The organism is Methylobacterium sp. 285MFTsu5.1 (assembly GCF_000383455.1).
Lineage (GTDB): Bacteria > Pseudomonadota > Alphaproteobacteria > Rhizobiales > Beijerinckiaceae > Methylobacterium.
In genome coordinates this window covers 1-18,219 of the sequence record NZ_KB911306.1, presented here as the reverse complement: position 1 = coordinate 18,219, position 18,219 = coordinate 1, and the positions used below count along the sequence as shown (strand labels likewise).

General features: G+C 69.5%; 18 protein-coding genes and 1 pseudogene. 10 read left to right on the top strand and 9 right to left on the bottom strand.

Annotated elements, in window-relative coordinates; translation table 11 throughout:
• The gene (locus tag H288_RS0129200) at positions 1-978 is read right to left on the bottom strand and encodes an isoaspartyl peptidase/L-asparaginase (protein WP_020096123.1); all 978 of its coding nucleotides are present in this window, start codon (positions 976-978) and stop codon (positions 1-3) included.
• Positions 975-1,913, bottom strand: coding sequence for a MurR/RpiR family transcriptional regulator (locus H288_RS0129195; protein WP_026605401.1), 939 nt, complete (start codon positions 1,911-1,913; stop codon positions 975-977). The genes H288_RS0129200 and H288_RS0129195 overlap by 4 nt, the downstream gene beginning before the upstream one ends.
• Between H288_RS0129195 and H288_RS35785 the strand changes: the two genes are divergently transcribed.
• From H288_RS35785 to H288_RS0129165, 8 genes are all read left to right on the top strand, one after another.
• Positions 1,809-2,024 carry a hypothetical protein gene (locus H288_RS35785; protein ID WP_170868042.1) on the top strand — a complete coding sequence of 72 codons (216 nt, stop codon included), beginning with the start codon at positions 1,809-1,811 and terminating at the stop codon, positions 2,022-2,024. The two genes, H288_RS0129195 and H288_RS35785, sit on opposite strands and share 105 nt — an antisense overlap.
• A gap of 305 nt (positions 2,025-2,329) precedes the next feature.
• Positions 2,330-2,797, top strand: a complete 468-nt coding sequence (locus H288_RS36430) for a hypothetical protein (RefSeq protein WP_331327395.1) — start codon at positions 2,330-2,332, stop codon at positions 2,795-2,797.
• Positions 2,798-3,072: 275 nt separating this feature from the next.
• Positions 3,073-3,717: a TetR/AcrR family transcriptional regulator gene (locus H288_RS0129190; protein ID WP_026605400.1), complete on the top strand. Its 645-nt coding sequence runs from the start codon at positions 3,073-3,075 to the stop codon at positions 3,715-3,717.
• Between the two features lie 21 nt (positions 3,718-3,738).
• Positions 3,739-4,722 carry an MDR family oxidoreductase gene (locus tag H288_RS0129185; protein WP_020096120.1) on the top strand — a complete coding sequence of 328 codons (984 nt, stop codon included), beginning with the start codon at positions 3,739-3,741 and terminating at the stop codon, positions 4,720-4,722.
• A 152-nt stretch (positions 4,723-4,874) separates the two neighbouring features.
• A complete protein-coding gene (locus tag H288_RS0129180) occupies positions 4,875-6,095 on the top strand; it encodes an ABC transporter substrate-binding protein (protein WP_020096119.1) in 1,221 nt (406 codons plus the stop codon).
• A gap of 12 nt (positions 6,096-6,107) precedes the next feature.
• The gene (locus tag H288_RS0129175; protein WP_103985789.1) at positions 6,108-7,343 is read left to right on the top strand and encodes an MFS transporter; all 1,236 of its coding nucleotides are present in this window, start codon (positions 6,108-6,110) and stop codon (positions 7,341-7,343) included.
• Positions 7,344-7,363: 20 nt separating this feature from the next.
• On the top strand, positions 7,364-8,185 hold the full coding sequence (locus H288_RS0129170) for an enoyl-CoA hydratase-related protein (RefSeq protein ID WP_020096117.1): 822 nt from the start codon (positions 7,364-7,366) through the stop codon (positions 8,183-8,185).
• Entirely contained in the window at positions 8,182-9,630 is a 1,449-nt protein-coding gene (locus H288_RS0129165; RefSeq protein ID WP_051123800.1) for a fatty acid--CoA ligase family protein, read from the top strand. Before H288_RS0129170 ends, H288_RS0129165 begins: the two co-directional genes overlap by 4 nt.
• Before the next feature lie 313 nt (positions 9,631-9,943).
• On the opposite strand, the gene H288_RS0129160 is transcribed toward H288_RS0129165, so the two are convergent.
• The 6 genes from H288_RS0129160 to H288_RS0129135 are packed head-to-tail and all read right to left on the bottom strand — an operon-like array spanning position 9,944 to position 15,764.
• Complete coding sequence (locus H288_RS0129160) at positions 9,944-11,410, bottom strand: class I adenylate-forming enzyme family protein (RefSeq protein WP_234080787.1); 1,467 nt, start codon at positions 11,408-11,410, stop codon at positions 9,944-9,946.
• 37 nt (positions 11,411-11,447) lie between these two features.
• Complete coding sequence (locus H288_RS0129155) at positions 11,448-12,203, bottom strand: CoA-transferase (RefSeq protein ID WP_020096114.1); 756 nt, start codon at positions 12,201-12,203, stop codon at positions 11,448-11,450.
• On the bottom strand, positions 12,196-13,023 hold the full coding sequence (locus H288_RS0129150; protein WP_020096113.1) for a CoA transferase: 828 nt from the start codon (positions 13,021-13,023) through the stop codon (positions 12,196-12,198). Before H288_RS0129150 ends, H288_RS0129155 begins: the two co-directional genes overlap by 8 nt.
• A gap of 25 nt (positions 13,024-13,048) precedes the next feature.
• Positions 13,049-13,765, bottom strand: a complete 717-nt coding sequence (locus H288_RS0129145; RefSeq protein WP_020096112.1) for an enoyl-CoA hydratase/isomerase family protein — start codon at positions 13,763-13,765, stop codon at positions 13,049-13,051.
• A 10-nt stretch (positions 13,766-13,775) separates the two neighbouring features.
• Positions 13,776-14,933, bottom strand: a complete 1,158-nt coding sequence (locus tag H288_RS0129140) for a CoA transferase (protein WP_020096111.1) — start codon at positions 14,931-14,933, stop codon at positions 13,776-13,778.
• A gap of 15 nt (positions 14,934-14,948) precedes the next feature.
• Positions 14,949-15,764 carry an IclR family transcriptional regulator gene (locus H288_RS0129135; RefSeq protein WP_020096110.1) on the bottom strand — a complete coding sequence of 272 codons (816 nt, stop codon included), beginning with the start codon at positions 15,762-15,764 and terminating at the stop codon, positions 14,949-14,951.
• 277 nt (positions 15,765-16,041) lie between these two features.
• Here H288_RS0129135 and H288_RS0129130 point away from each other — a divergent pair, with 277 nt between their 5' ends.
• Both H288_RS0129130 and H288_RS34400 read left to right on the top strand, forming a co-directional pair.
• Positions 16,042-17,349, top strand: a complete 1,308-nt coding sequence (locus H288_RS0129130; RefSeq protein WP_020096109.1) for an MFS transporter — start codon at positions 16,042-16,044, stop codon at positions 17,347-17,349.
• A gap of 15 nt (positions 17,350-17,364) precedes the next feature.
• Positions 17,365-17,469 (top strand): annotated as a pseudogene (locus H288_RS34400) (integrase core domain-containing protein); the annotation flags it as partial.
• A 213-nt stretch (positions 17,470-17,682) separates the two neighbouring features.
• On the opposite strand, the gene H288_RS0129125 reads toward H288_RS34400, so the two are convergent.
• On the bottom strand, positions 17,683-18,219 hold a 537-nt coding region (locus tag H288_RS0129125; RefSeq protein ID WP_020096108.1), incomplete at its 5' end, for a transporter substrate-binding protein.

Genomic DNA, 18,219 nt, shown 5'->3' with positions numbered 1-18,219 from the left:
TCAGCGCGCTGGTGCGGGGACGCGGCGGGTCTCGCCGAAGATCGCGGTGGCCGGCGCCTCGCCGGAGCGGACGAGGCCGCGATACATGCCCTCGGTGTTGAACGGCATTGCGACCCGGCCGCGCGCATCGACGGCGATCAGCCCGCCGCGGCCGCCGACAGTCGGCAGGTGCTCCTCGACAACCGCCCGGGCTGCCACCTCGAGGTCCTGGCCCCCGTAGGCCATGCGCGCGCAGACATCGTGCGCCGCCGCGACGCGGATGAAGGCCTCCCCCGTGCCGGTGCAGGAGACCGCGGCGGTCCTGTCGTCCGCGTAGGTGCCCGCGCCGATCAGCGGCGAGTCGCCGATCCGGCCGGGACGCTTGTTGGTCATGCCGCCGGTCGAGGTCAGGGCGGCGAGGTGGCCGTCCCGGTCGAGGGCGACGGCGCCCACCGTGCCGAACTTGCGGGTCTCGTCGAGGGGCCCCGACGCCGTGTCGTGGTCGAGGGCGACTTGCCCGGCGGCCAACGCCCGGCGAAGCTGGTCGCGGCGGGCCTCTGTCGAGAAAAAATCGGGCTCGACCATCTCAAGGCCGTGCCGGCGCGCGAAGGTCTCGGCGCCGGCACCAGCCATAAGGACGTGCTCGCCGGCCTCCATCAGCGCGCGGGCGGCGCGGCCAGGCCGGCGCACCCGCGAGACGCCCGCGACAGCGCCGGCCCGCAGGGTGGCGCCGTCCATGATCGCGGCGTCGAGTTCGTGGGTCTCGGCGCTGGTGAAGACGGCGCCGTGGCCGGCATTGAAGAGCGGGCACTCCTCCAGGAGGTCGACGGCGACACTCACGGCGTCGAGGGCGCTCCCGCCGTCGGCGAGGCAGGCCGCTCCGGCCGCCAGGATTCCGGCGAGGGCCGCGTGGTAGCGCGCCTCGCCGGGATCGGCCTGGCCCGACGCGATTGTCCCGGCACCGCCGTGGATCACGAGTACGGGGCGGTGGTCGCTCATGGAACGGCTCCCGGAGGCGGGGTGTCGGGCAGGTCGTCGGCTCCGCCCTGCGGCGGCCAGGCGGCGTAGTCGCGGTCGAGCCAGGGCAGCACCGCTTCCGTCACGCGCGTCGCGGCCGGGACGAGATCCTCGGTGGCGTGGGCGAAGGCGCTCGCCAGGGCCTCCACGAGGGCCGTCAGGCTGGCATCCGAGGCGGCGAAGTAGTGGCAGTCGGTCTGCGCGTAGAGCGCGACCGTAGCGGTGGCGACGAGGGGTGAGTGCGGTCCGTCAGTCAGCGCCAGGACCGCGGCGCCGTGCTTCCGTGCGATCTCGGCCAGCCGCACCGTGTCGGCGAAGTACCGCGGGGTTGCGAGCGCGATGACGAGGTCGTCGGTCGTCAGCCGGCGCAGGCTCCGGGCGGCGAAGCCGGGCCCCTCCAGTGTCGCCAGCAGATGGACGTCCTCGCGGTTGACGTCGAGGTTGCGCGCCAGGATGCCGGCCGGCCAGCTGCTGCTGCCCAGGCCCACGACGTAGACCCGTCGGGCCCGGCGGATCGCCTCGACGGCCTGCGCACAGGTCTGGCCGTCGAGCCCACGCCGCGTCGCCTCGATGTTGCGGACGATGTCGGCCAAGGCTCCGTCGAGGATGCCGGACGCGGTCGCGGGCTGATCTCGGCTGCCGCGCAGCTTCTCGACCGGTGCGAGCGCCTTCTCATAGCCGAGGACGAGGGCCGCGCGGAACTTTGCGTAGCCCTCGTAGCCCACGGCGCGGGCAAACCGATTAGCGGTGGCGACGGAGACGCCAACCAAGTCTGCAAGCTCATTCACGGGCAGAGTCGCGGCGCGCAACGGATGATCAAGGACGAAGCGGGCGACCTCTCGGTGAGCGGAGCTGAGCGCCGGAAACGCGTGCGCGATCCGTTGCGCGACAGAAAGTTCCTTGGGTTCCAACGCCACGACGCTCGAGCCGATCAAAAATTCTCACTGCCGGACAGTCTGAGAATTTTTTCGATCACCCGCAAGCGCTTCGACGCTTATTTTCGCGGCACCAGTTGCACAAATCGCTGAACTTCCCAGACAAATTGGGTGACCTCGCTCCTAGTCAGATGCGCCTCCCCGTTCACGGCAACTGCGTTGGCCGATGGCTGCAGTTGCGCTCTGCTGTGGGGGGCTCACTGCAGGTGCAATGGCGACCGGTGAGCCGATCTATGCTGATGTCTGCTTCGGAGATGCCGGCTGACGCCACCGAATGGCCGTGACGGGCGCGAAATCGTCGATCAACTTCCTAGCTCAAGGCCAAGGTCCGGCAGCAGCGCGTCCCAAACCCAGGTGACAGAACGGCGCTTTGACGCACGGCTGCGCATGTCGAGCGCGTGTCTCACCGGTCGCCATTGCACCCAACCCCACTCGACCCACGCCCGGACCTCGGACAGGGCCGCCGCCGCTCCCACGGCACCCCCGCCGCCGCCGAGCCTCGCTTGCCGTGCAGCCGGTGCCGCTCCCCCGCTTATGCCCATTCTGCGGCACTGCCGGTGCCGCGTGGTGGCGGCTGTTCATCCATCAACCCATCCCGGGAACTCCGTCTCGGCCGCGGCGACCCGCGCTTCACTGCCGATCGCACCGCCTTCGTCGTCATCCGTGGCACCGCCCCAACCGGCGCCCGTGCCATCTTCTGCATCGAAACGAAGAACAGTGGAGCCGGCCACGACCCCGCGCTGCCGCCTCATCCGCGGCACCAAGAAATCGGACGCACGACGACCGGCCTATTCATCGCCCCCGAGGGTCCCGCGCTGACCGGCCCGGCCTGCCGGCAGCTCGGCCTCGCCAGCGCAAGGATTTGAAAGTAGAGCGCCCTCGCCTCTTCGATTCCACGCACAAACGGCCTCATCCACGACCGGCGAGCTCTAGCTAAGCCCGGCCCCGACAACCGCCCCTTGCGCACCGGTGCGTTCGCCCTGCGGCATCGGGAGACGACACCGACCCTTCGCCACTGGATCAGAAAGACAGGATCTCGGCGCGTCGCAGCTCGTCCTCCTGAGAGCTGCGCGCGGAACGCGGTCTGACAGGATCGCCCAGGCTCGTTGCATTTAATAATCAACCGGTCTATTTCTAATTCATGCAGTCCGATTCGGTCTCGGTTGTCACCGCGCGCAAGAGGGGTCGGCCACCTAGGCCTGAGCCGGCCTACGGCACGTCGCGGGCGGCCTTGATCCGGGTGGGCGTCGCGCTGCTATCGGAGAAGGGCTACTCGGCAACCGGCCTCGAAGAGGTCCTGCGCACCGCGGGTGTGCCGAAAGGTTCGTTCTATCACTATTTCGCGAGCAAGGACGTCTTCGGCGCCGAACTGATCGAGGCGTACGCAGCCTACTTCGCGCGCAAGCTCGACCGCTGGTTGCTCGATGAGAGTACGACCCCGATCGAGCGCATCAGGAACTTCGTCGCCGACGCGAAGGCCGGCATGGCACGCTACGAGTTCCGTCGCGGCTGTGTCGTCGGCAATCTCGGGCAGGAGATGAGCGCCCTGCCCGAGCTCTTTCGGGACCGTCTGCATGGCGTCCTCCTCGACTGGCAGGCGCGGACGGAGCGCTGTCTCCGGGACGCCCAGGCAGCCGGCCAGATCGCCGCGGATGCCGATTGCGCTGCGCTGGCGGCGTTTTTCTGGATCGGCTGGGAAGGCGCGGTCCTGCGCGCCAAGCTCGAGCGCAGCCCCGAGCCTCTCGACCTCTTCGCCACCCTATTCCTGACCTGTCTTACGCGCTGAGCGCCCCATGGAGTGCCCCGAATGTTCAAGGCAATCCTGATCGAGAAGGATGAGGCGGTCTACCGCGCCGGCCTACGTGAGATCGACGAGGCGCAGCTCCCCGAGGGCGACGTCACCGTGGATGTCGCCTACTCGACGTTGAACTACAAGGACGGGCTCGCGATCACCGGGAAAGGCCCGGTCGTGCGCAAATTTCCGATGGTGCCGGGCATCGACATCGCCGGCACCGTCCGCGAATCCCGGCATCACGACTACAAGGCCGGCGACCGCGTCGTCCTCAACGGCTGGGGCGTCGGCGAGACCCATTGGGGTGGGCTGGCGCAAGTCGCACGGCTCAAGGGCGACTGGCTGGTGCCATTGCCGGAGGCGCTCACGCCACGGCAGGCGATGGCGATCGGCACTGCCGGTTACACGGCGATGCTGTGCGTGATCGCCCTCGAGCGCCACGGCGTCACCCCCGACAAGGGCGAGGTCGTCGTCACCGGCGCGGCCGGTGGCGTCGGCAGCACGGCGGTCGCTCTCCTGTCGCGCCTCGGCTACACGGTCGTGGCGGTGAGCGGCCGTCCCGAGGAGGCCGATTACCTGCGCCGCCTCGGCGCAGCGGAGGTGCTGGATCGGGCGACATTCTCGGATCCGGGCAGGCCGCTCGCCCGGGAGCGCTGGGCCGGGGCCGTCGATGTGGTCGGTAGCCACACGCTGGCGAACGTCTGCGCCGCCATGAAGTACCGGGGCGTCGTAACGGCTTGCGGTCTGGCTCAGGGGATGGACCTGCCTGCGAGCGTGGCCCCCTTCATCCTGCGCGGCGTCAGCCTGCTCGGGATCGACAGCGTGATGTGCCCGCGGCCTGAGCGGATCGAGGCCTGGAACAGGCTGGTCCACGACCTCGATCCGGTCAAGCTCGAGGCGATCACGGAGGAGATCGGCCTGACAGAGGCTGTGGCCACCGCGGAACGCCTGATGTCGGGCCGGGTGCGCGGCCGCGTCGTCGTTGACGTGCATCGCTAGGCGTTCTCGCCGCCTCTCGCCGCCGTTCAACTGCGGAACAGACGGAAATCATACAGGGAAGACTTGGGTGTGATGGCTTAATACTGAACGCGGCACTGCCGCCGGACTGACAAAAACAAACACAGTCCGTTCATACCGATGGAGGAAAGACCATGAAGGGTGTATTCGCGCTGGCGATCCTGTTTGGCGGCCTGTCCGCCGTGCAGGCCGACCCGCTGCCGACCTTCCGTATCGGCGTGCTGAATGATCAGTCCGGGCTCTACGCCGACATCGCGGGGCCGGGCTCCGTCGAGGCCGCGCGCATGGCCGTCGAGGACTTCAAGCCGGACGTGAGAGGCTTCCGCGTCGAGGTTCTCTCGGCCGACCATCAGAACAAGCCCGATATCGGCGCGGCCATCGTGCGACGCTGGTTCGACGTCGACCAGGTCGACGCGATCGTCGACGTACCGACCTCTTCGGTCGCCCTGGCCGTGTCGAACATCGCGAGCGAGAAGGACAAGGCATTCCTGATCGCGAGCGCCGGGTCCTCGGATCTGACCGGGAAGAACTGCACCCGGACCAACGTCCATTGGACCTACGACACCTGGGCTCTCGGCAACAGCACGGCGCGCGCCGTGATCAAGCAGGGCGGAAAGTCCTGGTACTTCCTCACGACGGATTACGCGTTCGGTCACGCTCTGGAGCGCGACGCCACCGAGGCCGTGACGAAGGCGGGCGGCAAGTCCCTCGGACACGTCCTGGCTCCGTTCCAGAGCACCGACTTCTCCTCCTACCTGCTCCAGGCCCAGGGCAGCGGTGCGCAGGTGGTCGCGCTCGCCAATTCCGGCGGCGACACGATCAACGCCATCAAGCAGGCCTCGGAGTTCGGCCTCACCGACGGCGGCCAGAAGCTCGTCGCGCTCCTCGCCTTCATCTCGGACATCCACTCAGTCGGCCTGAAGGTCGCCCACGGCCTGACTCTGACCGAGGCGTTCTACTGGGACCTCAATGACGGCACCCGGACCTGGGCGAAGCGGTTCGCGGCACGCAACGGTGGCCGTTACCCGACGATGAACCAGGCCGGCACCTACGCGGCGATGCTCCACTGGATGAAGGCGATCGCCGCCCTCGACAAGGACAAGGCGCATCGCGGCACCGACATCGTCGCGCAGATGAAGGCGATGCCGACAAACGATCCGCTGTTCGGCCACGGCTCGATCCGCGCGGACGGGCGCACCATCCACGACCTCTACCTGTTCCAGGTCAAGGACCCGTCCGAGTCGAAGGGGCCGTACGACTACTACAAGCTCGTCGACACCATCCCCGGCGACCAGGCGTTCCGGCCCATGGCCGACGGCGGCTGCCCCCTCGTAGCCCATACGGCCGCGAAGTGAGGCAGCCTAGCCATGGCACGTCCTGACGCGGCCGACAGCGCGACCATCAGCGCAAAGCGGATGGCGATCGGGCTGCTGCTCCTGAGCGAGGTGGCGGCTATGGCGACGTGGTTCGCCACCACCGCCTCGATCGGCGCGATCCGCACGCAGTGGACGCTGAGCCCGTTCCAGGAGGCCCTGCTCACCAACAGCGTGCAGGCCGGGTTCGTCGCCGGCACCCTGGTCAGCGCGCTGCTGGGGCTGGCCGACCGGTTCGACCTGCGCCGGCTGTTCTGCGGCTGCGCCGTCGCGGCCGGTCTCGCCAACCTCCTGATGCTGGCCTTCGCGCCGACCTCGCCGATGGTGCCGCTGCTGCGCTTCGTGACGGGGGCCTGCATGGCCGGCGTCTACCCGGTCGGCATGAAGATCGCCGCGACCTGGGCGGTGGGTGACCTGGGGCTGCTGATCGGCCTTCTGGTGGGCGCGCTCACCCTCGGCTCGGCGCTGCCCCACCTCGTCGCGGCCCTCGGCCAGCTCGACTGGCATCTGCCGGTGCTCGGTGCGGCGTTGGGCGCCCTCCTCTCGGCGGCCCTGATCCGCTTCGTGCAACTCGGGCCGATCCGGTCGGAGGCCCCGCCCCTGCGCTTGGAGAACGCCCTGGAGGCGTGGCGCAATCGCGGCGTGCGCTTGGCCAATCTCGGCTATCTCGGCCACATGTGGGAGCTCTACGCGATGTGGGCCTGGATCGGTGCCTTCATGGCGGCGAGCTTCCGTGAGCGTTACGGCAACGCGCCGCCGTTCCCGCCGGAACTGGCCGCCTTCGCGGTGGTGGCGGCCGGGGCGTTCGGCGCGATGCTGGGCGGCTGGGCGGCCGATCGACTCGGGCGCACTCTGGTCACCGGCGCCTCGATGCTGGCCAGCGGCTGCTGTGCCATCGCGGTGGGTTTCCTGTTCGGCGGCCCTGCCTGGGCGGTGCTGGCGGTGGGCGTGCTCTGGGGCGTCGCGGTGATCGCCGATTCGGCGCAGTTCTCGGCGGCGGTGAGCGAGCTGAGCGACCGCAGGCTGATCGGCACGATGCTCACCGTGCAGACCTGCCTCGGCTTTCTCCTGACGCTCGTCAGTATCCAGCTCATCGCCTTCGCCGGGACATTCCTCGGCTGGCGCTTCGCCTTCGCGCTGCTGGCCGTGGGGCCGTTCCTGGGTCTCGCTTCGATGCTGCGGCTGCGGCGCCTACCCGAGGCCAAGCGGCTGGCGGGAGGACGCAAGTGACAGCGAGGAGAAAGCCACCCGTGGCCTTCAAGACGATCACCTACGAGACGCTCGCGCCGGTGGCACGCATCACCCTGAACCGCCCGGAGCGCACCAACGCGATCAGCGCGACCATGCTCGACGAACTCGCGCAGGCGATGGACGCGGCCGAGGCCGACGATGCGGTGCGCGCCGTGATCGTGCGCGGGGCCGGCACGGCCTTCTCGTCGGGCTTCGATCTCAAGGATCAGATGGCGCTGCGCCCTGAAGGCGTGAGCCAGTGGCGCCCGATCCTGCGCAAGGATTTCGATGTGCCGATGCGCTTCTGGCACTGCCCGAAGCCGACCATCGCGGCGGTGCGTGGTCCCTGCCTCGCGGGCGCCTGCGAGTTGGCGTTGGCCTGCGACGTGACCGTGGCGGCCGAGGATGCCTTCTTCGGCGAGCCGGAGCTGAAGTTCGGGGCCGGTATCGTGGTGATGATCCTGCCCTGGATCGTCGGCCCGAAGATCGCCAAGGAGATCATCCTCACGGGCGAGGACCGCATTCCGGCGCGGCGCGCCTACGAGATCGGAATGGTCAACCGAGTCGTGCCGATTGCCGAGCTCGACGCGAGCGCGCTGCGCCTTGCCCGGCACATCGCGGCGATCGACCCGAACCTCGTCAAGGAGACGAAACGGGCCCTCAACCGGTCGATCGAGGCGCGCGGCATGCTGGAGGCCCTGGAGACGGCCCTCGACATCGACCTGCTGATCGAGGGCGAAGGCTCGCCGGACAAGCGGGCCTTCATGGACATCGCCCGGTCGCAAGGCCTCAAGGCGGCACTGGCCTGGCGCGACAGCCGCTTCCCGGGAGCCGGATCGTGACCGGGGCGCTGGCGGAACTCCTGGGCGCTGGGCTCGGCCGCCCAGGCAGCCGGGTGGACGAGAGTTCCGGCCCCGGGATGACGGGGCGCGACCTCGGTGCACACGCGGATCTGGTCGCCGGTCGGCTGCGTGCGGCAGGCATGCGCCCGCACGAGCCGGTGCACCTCACCATCGGCAACCGGGCGCTCGATCTCGGGACGCTGCTCGGCCTCTGGCGGGCGGGCGCGGTCGCGGTGCCCGTTCACCGAGCCGCTGCACCGCTCACCCGCGCGGCGGTCGAGCGGGCGACGCGTGCCCGCTTCCGGGCCGACGGGCTCAGCTTGGAGAAGATCGCGGAGGATGCGCCGCCGGTGCGGCCGCTCCTGGACGGGGCCGCCCTCGTGGTCTTCACCTCGGGCAGCACCGGCGTGCCGAAGGGCGTGGTTCTCGGACACGATGCCCTGGCGCGCAAGCTCGCGATCCTCGACCGACTGCTGGGCTTTCGCCCGGACGACGTCGTCGCGGTGCCGCTCCAGCTGACCTTCATCTTCGGGATCTGGGCGAGCCTCCTGGCGATCCGCTCTGAGGCGAGACTCGTCCTCGTCCCGAAGTTCACGCCCGCGACGCTCGAGGGCCTGCTCGCCGCGGAGGGGACGGTGTTGGCCGCTGTGCCGACCATGCTGCGAGCCCTGCTGGCCGACGGTGTCCCGCCGGCCCCCCGTCTGCGGGCGGTGCTGACCGGCGGCGAGGCGCTCAGCCCGTCGCTGACGCAAGCAGTCCGCGGCGGATGGCCGAAGGCCGAGCTCGTCGACCTCTATGGCTCGACCGAGACTGGCTCCTGCGACTTCTGTCACCGACCGCGGGACGTCTCGGAGGCTGGGTCGATCGGCATGCCAACCGAGGGCGTGTCGTTCCGCATCGTCCGCGACGACGGCGCGCTCGCCGCTCTGGGCGAGACCGGCGAGCTGCGGATCCGAACTGCCTGCGGCATGCTCGGCTATCTCGACGGCGCCGAGCTCACGCGCTCCGCGCTGGAGGCGGACCACTTCCGCACAGGCGATCTCGCGCGCCTGCGCCAGGACGGTCACGTCGAGCTCGTCGGGCGCTCGAAGGAGATCATCGCGCGGGGCGGCAACAAGATCGCGCCCCTGGAGATCGAGAACGCCCTGTGCGCGCATCCGGACATCGCGGCGGCCCTGTGCGCCGGCGTGCCCGACCCGCGCCTCGGCGAGGCGGTCCACGCGGTCGTCGTGCTGAAGCCTGACCGCGCGCTGTCGGCGGACGAACTCAGGCGCTGGGCATCGGCCCATCTCGAACGTTACAAGGTGCCGGACGTGATCGTCTTCAGCGACACGCTGCCGTCGGGCGCGACCGGAAAGGCGAGCCGGGCGATGGTCAGTACGCTCACGCTGATCCACGCGGAGACGACGTCGGCCGACCTGCAGGGCGCGCCAGTGAGCTCCTAGGCTGGGACGGGGGGCCGTCCGCACGATCGTCTTGTCCGCGCTCTCAGCACCGCGGGGAGCCTATTCGCGCGAGCGCCCTTCCGGCTCGAGAGCCGGTCCGCCCTGTCCTGATCGACGTGGACCTGCCGGCGCCGGTGCGCATGCCGCCGAAGCGGATCCGGGTTCGTCGCAAAAACGCGTGGTACAACAAGGATCCAGAGCTGCCGGCTTGATGCAATCAGGTCGGAGCCGGTTCTGGCCTGGGTCGGCCGCGAACGTGCGCCACACCGAGGCGGGGCGGTGAGACGCGCTGCCGTTCGCGTAGACATGTGTCCTAGGAAGCGGCCAACAAGCTACGCAGCGCCTTGCGGTCGGTCTTGCCGACGCCGTTGACCGGCAGCACGTCAAGCCTGCGAATCTGCGCCGGCACGTAGATCCGCGCGAGGGAACCCCGTACGAAATCCTTGAGCCCCGGCTCGTCGAGGCCCTCGCCCTCCCGCAGCACCACGAAGGCCACCGGTACCTCGCCGAGATCCGCGTCGGGGGCGCCGACCACGCAACAGTCGCAGATGGCCGGATGGGCAGCGAGTTGCCGCTCGATCAACGCGGGCGAGATATTCTCGCCGCCGCGAATGATCACGTCCTTGATGCGCCCCGTGATGGCGAGGAAGCCGTCGGCGTCGAAGCGGCCGAGATCACCGGTGCGCAGCCAGCCGTCCACGATCGGCTGGTCCGCGCTGCCGAGATAGCCGGCCATCAGGGCCGGGCCGGAGATGCGGATCTCCCCTTCCCGGCCGGCCTCGACCGGGCGATCCGTGGCCGGATCGAACAGGTCCACATTCTGGCCCGCGAGCACGGTCCCGATCGTGCCGATGCGACGCCGGCCCGGCGGGTTCATGGTCGAGGTGCAGGTCGCCTCCGACAGGCCGTAGGAGACGAGGAGCGGCACGCCGAAGGCCTCCTCGATCTGCCGATGCAGGGTCGGGGTGATCGGCGCCGAGCCGCAGCGCAGGAAGCGCAGGCCCGGGAAGCGCTCCCCGGGGCGCAGCAGGGGCAGCATCCGCGCGTAGATCGTCGGCACGCCGGTCATGTAGGTGATGCCGCCAGATCGCAGGCGGTCGAGGGCGGCCTCGGCCTGGAAGCGCTCCATCAACACGATCTCGGCTCCGGCCAGGAGAGGCACGATCAACTGGTTGTTGATGCCGTTCGTGTGATGAAGTGGCATGACGTGGAGAAGCCGGTCCGCAGGCCCCGTACCGGTGTGACGGAGCACGCCCGCGGCGTTGCAGATCAGGCCTTCGTGGCGCAGCAGCACGCCCTTCGGCCGGCCGGTGCTCCCCGAGGTGAAAAGCAGCATGGCCTCATCCCGCGGGCTGACCTCGGCCGCGAAGGCCGCGCCGTCGGCGAGGCTGTCCAGTGCGCGGACGTCCAGGCCGGTCAGAGCGACGGGCGAGGCGTCGACCTGGGCGACGATGAGATGCCGCATGCCGACGAGCGCAGCCTGCTCGGCCACCACCTCCGGCGCGAGCCCCGGCTCCAGGAAGCAGACGCAGGCGCCGGCCTGCATGGCCCCGAAGTAGGCCACGATGGCCGCCGCACTCTTGGGCGCGATCAGTCCGACCCGGTCACCCTTGGCGGCACCCCAGTCCCGGACTGCGCCCGCGGCGGCGTCGATCCGCGCGCCGAGGTCGGCATAGGATACGACGTCGGAGCCCGAGAGCGCCGTGCGGCCCGTCCCCGCATGATCCGCGATGGCCGCGCGCAGCCGCGCGCTGATCGAGTCCGGCATGGCAGCGCTCATGGCGGCGATCTCCTGTCCCGTCTGTCTGCCCCGCGCCTCAGCGCAGGCGGATGCCCGCATCGGCCTCGAACCGGCCCTCCGGGTCGAGGACCGCCAGCGCCGCCCGCTCCGCCGGGGTCGGCGGAGGCGTCGAGGCGGCACCGTCCGCCGAGAACGCGAAGCCGGTGCGGTCCCGGACCTCGTCGAGGCTCGCCTCCGGATGCCAGGAGGCCAGCACGAGCCGGCCCTCGCGCTTCGTGAAGACGGCGATCGGCGTGACCACGCCGTGCATGCCGCCGGCCGCGGTGACGAAGTCGAGGGTCTCGACGAGGGTGCGGCGGGAATGTTCCGTACGCCACGTGACCGCCCGGCGGGCGGTGGGCAGCATCACGGCGCCGCCGCCGCCGCCCGGCAGCCGCACCCGCGGCGCGTGCCAGTCGCCGATGCAGGAGACGTTCGTGCGGCCCAGCCCGTCGACCTGCGCGGCGCCCAGGAAGCACAGGTCCATCAGGCCGCGGGTGCAGAGATCGTAGAAATCCTCATTGGCGAAGATCGCCCGCGAGCCCTCGGCGAGGACCGGGTCGGAGGACGAGATCGGCACCTTCGACGGGTTCGGGTCGACGCCGCCGGCGACGTTGATGTAGGTGAACGCGAAGGGATAGGCCTGCTTGGCCAGGAGGCAGGCCAGCATCGGCAGGGCCGAGTTCACGCCGCTGAAGGTGATCTCGTTCGGCCGCACGAACCGGGCGAGATTGGTGACGATGTAGGAAAAGCCCGACCAGGCCTCGATCGCGTTGGACGGCGCCTCAGACATGGGCAGCCTCCCGGGCCTCGGGGCCGGCGGCGAGGTGATCGGCGAGCACGCCCGGGGCGTCGGCCATGTAGGCCTCCACGGCCGGGTAATCGATCTCGTAATCCGGCCAGAGCGAGCCGGGCCAAGCCCCGTTCGGCACGATGCTCAACGCCTCGACGAGGAAGTGGGGCACCAGCGTCAGTTCGGGCTGGTCGCGGAAGGAGGCGTCCGGGGCGACCCGCTCGGCCACCACGAGCACGCGCTTGGCCGAGCGGCTCATGATCCGGTCCCAGTGCGAGGTCCCGAAGACGCGCACGTCCCCCGACGCGCTGACCTCGTTGGCCTGGATCACCGCGAAGTCCGGCTGGATGCGCGGGATGGCGTAGACCGCCTCGCCGCTGCCGTAGGGGTCCTCGATCGTCTTCCAGCCGTTGAGCGCCGGCAGGTCCGAGCCGTGGATGCCGCCGCAGGGCATGAACGGCACGCCGAAGGCAGCCGCCCGCAGGCCCGCCGTCAGGCTGGCGCAGGCGTGCTCCTCCAGGCGGACCTCGCCGGACTCGATCGCCCGGCGGTACCAGGGCGCGAGGCCGAAATTGCCTTCCATGGCCACGATCCCCGCCTTCGCCCGCGACAGGGCGCCGGCGCGGCAGAGAATGTCGATGTCATAGCCGGGCGACTGCTTGACGACTTCGAGGTCGCGGCGGCCCTGGCGGATCAGCTCGCGCACGAACGCGAAGGGGCCGCGGTGCAGGAAGCTGCCGCCGAGCGCCAGGGAGCTGCCGTCCGGCACGCGGGCTGCGAGGTCTGCGAGGGGGACGATCTTCTGGGTTCCGGCGCTCACGGGGCGTCCTCCGATCGGGCGTGTGTCAGGCCGCGCGGTAGGCGCGGATCCGGTCCTTCAGCCCCGGGCGCGCGGCCGAGGCGACGAGGTCGGCGAGGTCGTCCGCGCGGGTGTCGCGGGCGGCGGCGCGGTTCAGGGCCGCCCCGGCCCAGGAAGACAGCCGCGTCGCCGCTTCCGAGGCGGCCGCGACGGTGTCGAACCACGAGTCGGTCGCCGCGACGGCGGTGAGGAACCCGTCGGACAGGGCCTCCGGGGCGTCGAAGACCCGCCCCTCCTGGAGGACGAGCCGGGCCTTGGAGCCGCCGACCCGCTCGGCGTAGCGCCGCGTGCCGAGCACCAGCCCGAAGGACAGGCCCGGCATGCGGAAGGTGGCGGCCGGATCGCCGACCCGCCGGCCGCAGGCGCAGATCACGTCGACCCCGGCGCCGAAGTTCCGCCCGTGCGCGAGCGCCAGCGTGTCGAACGGCGCGTGGGCCAGCGCCTGGAGGAGCTGCTCGATCCGCACGAACCGGAGCAGCAGGTCGCCCTCCGACAGGTCCGCGTAGCCGCCGAAGTCGAACCCGGCGCTGAAGTTGCGCCCCGCGCCCTTCAGCACGAGGAGCCGTGTCCCGTCGCCGGCCGCAGCCGCGACGGCGTCGAGCAGCGCGTCGACCAGGGTGGCCGACAGGGCGTTCATCTTGTCGGGGCGGTTGAGCGTCAGGGTCAGCGTGTCGCCGCTGCGCTCTTTCAGGAGTTCGTCCATGGCGCCGCCCTCAAGCCGTGCGCGCGCGAGCCGGCGCGGCCTCGCCGAACAGTTCTGCGTTGTGCTGCCCGAGGGCGGGCGGCTCCCGGTAGATCGGGAAGCCCTCCCCTGAGAACTTCAGCGGCGACACGAAGGTGCGCGTCTCAGCGCCGGACGGCAGGGTCACCGGCTGGACCCAGCCCATATGCGCGACCTGCGGGTCGGCCAGGGCGTCGGCGTAGCCGTTGATCGGTGCGCAGGGCACGCCCGCGGCGCGGAACCGGGCCAGCAGGTCGGCGCAGGTGAGGTCGGCGAAGTCGCGCTCCAGAATCGCCAGGAGTTCGCCCTGGTTCTGCGCCCGCAGGGCGGTCGAGGCGAAGCGCGGATCCTCGGCGAGGTCGTCGCGCCCGATCGCCGCGCAGGCGGCGCGGTAGAGGGCGTCGTTGCCCGCCGCCATGGCGAAGTACCCGTCCTGGGCGCGGAAGGCCTGATAGGGGGCGTTGCGCGGATGGGCCGAGCCCAGGCGCTTCGGGTCGCGGCCGCTGCCGAAATACTCGCTGGTCTGGAGCGCCCCCATCGCCAGGGAGGCGCCGAACATCGAGGCGTCGATGTGTGCGCCGGGTCCGCCCGCCCGCACCTGGAGCAGCGCCGCCGCGATGGCGTAGGCCGCGTAGAGGCCGGTGCCGAAATCCGAGATCGGTACGCCGCACTTGACCGGGGGCGCGCCGGGCTCGCCCGTGACGCTCATCACGCCGCTCATCGCCTGGAGCGTCAGGTCGAACCCGGCCTCGGCGGAGCGCGGCCCCTCCTGGCCGAAGGCTGAGATCGAGCAATAGACCAAGCCGGGCCGCCCGGCGCTGACGCGCACGTAGTCGAGGCCGAGCCGCTTCATCACGCCGGGGCGGTTGTTCTCCAGCACCACGTCGGCAGAGCCGATCAGGTCCAGGGCGCGCGCCTTGTCGGCCGGATCCTTCAGGTCCAGCGTCACAGAGCGCTTGTTGCGGTTGAGCGAGGCGAAGTTCTCGCTGAAGCCCGCGTTGAGGGGCGGCCAGGCCCGCATCGAGTCGCCGCCCTCCGGATTCTCGACCTTGATGACGTCGGCTCCCATGTCGGCGAGCAGCATGGCGCAGAATGGCCCGGCCGCGACACTGCAGAACTCGATCACGCGGATACCGGACAGCGGTCGCATGGGCCTACTCCTCGATCAGGCAAGCGCCGCCGGCGCGCGCGGGGGCGCTGAGCCTCGGGCATGCCGCGGCGCGGCAGGGGATGAGACGGTGATGGGGTTGTAGCCGAGGGCCCGCGACAGGCTGCGCGCCGCGTCGACGACCACGTCGCTGAAGCGGCGGAGCGCCGTGGGATTCAGGCGATCGGCCGGCCCGGAGATACCGATCGCCGCGACGGGACGGCCCATGGCATCGTGGACGATCGCGGCGAGCCCGCACACGCCCTCCCGCCACTCCCCGCGATTGATCGCGAAACCCTGAATCCGGACCTGCTCGAGTTCCCGCCGCAGGAGGTCGAGGGTCGCGATCGTGCGCGGCGTGTGGACCTGGAGCGTCTCCGGCAGGTGGGCCAGCGCCTCCTCCTGATAAGCGAGCAGCGCCTTGCCGGACGCCACGCAATAGGCCGGAGCGCGGCCACCGATCGACGAATAGGCGCGAACCGGCTGGGGGCTCTCGATCTTGTGCAGGTAGATGACGTCCGCCCGGTCGAGCAGCGACAGGTGGATGGTCTCCTGGGTTTGATCGGCCAGGGTCCGCATGAAGGGCTCGGCGACCTGCCGGACGTCGATCCGCGCCACAACGGGACTGGCGAGCTCGAAGAGCTTCAAGGTGCAGGCGTAGGTGCCACCCGTCTGGGCGCGCACGTAGCCGGCGGCCACCAGTGTCTGGAGCGTGCGATGCACATTGCTCTTCGTGAGGTTGAGCGCGCGTGCCAGTTCGCTGACGCCCCGGGGCGTCTCGCTGCCGGCCAAGTGCTCGAGAAGCATCAATCCCTTGAGGAGGGTGCTGTCCATCGTTCCAACATTCGAAACGCCGTTCTGGTAAAAGCTAGCGTTGCCCGTGGCGCCTCGTCAAGTGCAGTCCTCTGAACGAGTTGCAACAACAATGGCGGTTTCTCGAATACCGGCCGCGCGGTCGCGAATTCTGCAGGTTCTCCATTGACTGCAGGCCAGGGCGTTCATAGCCTATCAATTCCTGATACGTCGTTCCAAATAATAGAACAACTTGCGTCGTTCTCAGGCCGGCACAGCCTTCCGAAGAGGAGGCCGATTCATTGACGGGAGAGAAACCATGGACGCTTCGGTGCAGCGACCGCCCTCGAAGAAGGACGTCTTCCGCGTCGTGAGCGGAAACTTCCTCGAAATGTTCGATTTTATGGTCTACGGCTTCTACGCCGCTGCGGTGGCAAAGGCCGTCTTTCCCAACGACAACGAGTACGTCTCGTTGATGCTGTCGTTGGCCACCTTCGGGATCGGCTTCCTGATGCGTCCGCTCGGCGCCATCGTGCTTGGCGCCTATATCGACCGCCACGGCCGACGAGCCGGGTTGGTCATGAGCCTCGCCATCATGTCGGTGGGCGTCGCGCTCATCACGTTCACGCCGACCTACGCATCGATTGGCATCGCCGCTCCCATTCTCGTCCTGATCGGCCGACTGCTGCAGGGGTTCTCCGCCGGCGCCGAATCCGGCGGCGTCTCGGTCTATCTGTCGGAGATCGCGACGCCGGGGAATCGCGGCTTCTACGTGAGCTGGCAATCGGCGAGCCAGCAGGTCGCCGTGGTCTTCGCCGCCGTTATCGGCGTGACCCTGCGCGGCTTCCTGACGGAGGAGCAGATGCTCGCCTGGGGATGGCGCATTCCGTTCCTGATCGGCTGCCTGATCATCCCCGTCCTGTTCTGGATCCGGCGCTCGATGCAGGAGAGCGAGGATTTTGCGCAGCGGGCGAAGCATCGCCGCGTAACCCTCGGCGAGATCTACCGGTCACTTCTCCAGAACTGGGCGATCGTGCTCAAGGCGGTGCTGCTCGTCACACTGACGAGCGTCTTCTTCTACATGATCACGGCCTATACCCCGACCTACGCGCGTCAGGTTCTTGGCCTAAGTGCGCATGACAGCTTCGTGGTCACCGTCTGCGTCGGCGTGGCGAACTTCGTCTGGGTGCCCGTTATGGGGGCGGTGTCGGACCGGGTCGGGCGGCTTCCGGTGCTCCTGACCTTCTCGGTGTTGATCGGTCTCACGGCTTACCCGGTCATGGCGTGGCTCGTGACAGACCCGTCCTTCGGCCGCTTGCTGGCCGCCCTCATGTGGATGTCGTTCCTGTATGGCGGCTACCAGGGGGTGATGGTCGTCACGCTGACCGAGATCATGCCGGCCGAGGTTCGCGCCACAGGCTTCTCCCTGGCCTACAGTCTCGCACAGGCAATTTTCGGCGGCTTCACCCCGGCGATCTGTACCTATCTGATCCACGCAACGGGGAATCGAGCCATGCCAGGCCTCTGGCTCGCTTGTGCGGCCCTGTTCTCGATCGTGGGCGCTCTGACCCTCTACCGCAACGTGCACATCTCCCGACGTGGGACGACGGCTGTCACGCCGGCCTGAGCGCGGACCGGCACAAGCGCGTTGGCCGACTCGTTCAATGGCCGCCTGCGCGACGAGTGCCTGAACGCGAACTGGTTCTCGTCGTCGGCCGCCGCGAGGAGCGAGATCGATGCGTGGCGGCCGCAGGCCAGCCCGGCTGGACCACAGCCTCCGTCTCTGGGCGCCTCAAGGCGTTTCAGCTCTTCCGACGACGGACACGCGGCGCGGCCCCGTCATCGGCGTCGTCGACCCGCAGGCGGCGATCAAACGCGACATCGCCGGCCACAACCGACACGCCGAGCCCGTCATCTGGACCCGGCCGGCCACCGATATCCTCGCAGCCGTCAGCCTGGCCTACTGGTACCCTTTCGGGAACGGATCGGGCTTGATCAGCTCGGGGCTGGTGTAGACGATCTCGAACTGGCCGTCGGGCTTCGCCCGGCCGACACGGGTCTTCGACCAGAGATGGTGGTTCTCGTCGATCTTCACGTAACCTTCCGGCGCCCCCTTGAATTCCAGGCCGGGCGAGGCCGCCACGACCTTGTCGACGTCGAAGGTGCCGGCCTTCTCGCAGGCCATCTTCCACAGGAACGGGCCGAGATAGGCCGCCTGCGTCACGTCGCCGATGACCGTCTTCTCGCCCCACATCTTCTTGAACGCGGCCACGAACGCCTTATTGTTCTCGTTCTGGATCGACTCGAAGTACTTCATGCACGAGTAGGCCCCGGCGATGTTCTCGCCGCCGATGCCGTCAACCTCGTCCTCGGTCACCGACAGCGTCATCAGCACCTGCTTCGACAGGTCGATGCCCGCCGCCTTCAGCTGCTTGTAGAACGCCACGTTCGAGCCGCCCACGATCGTGGCGAAGATCACCTTCGGCTTGGTGAGCTT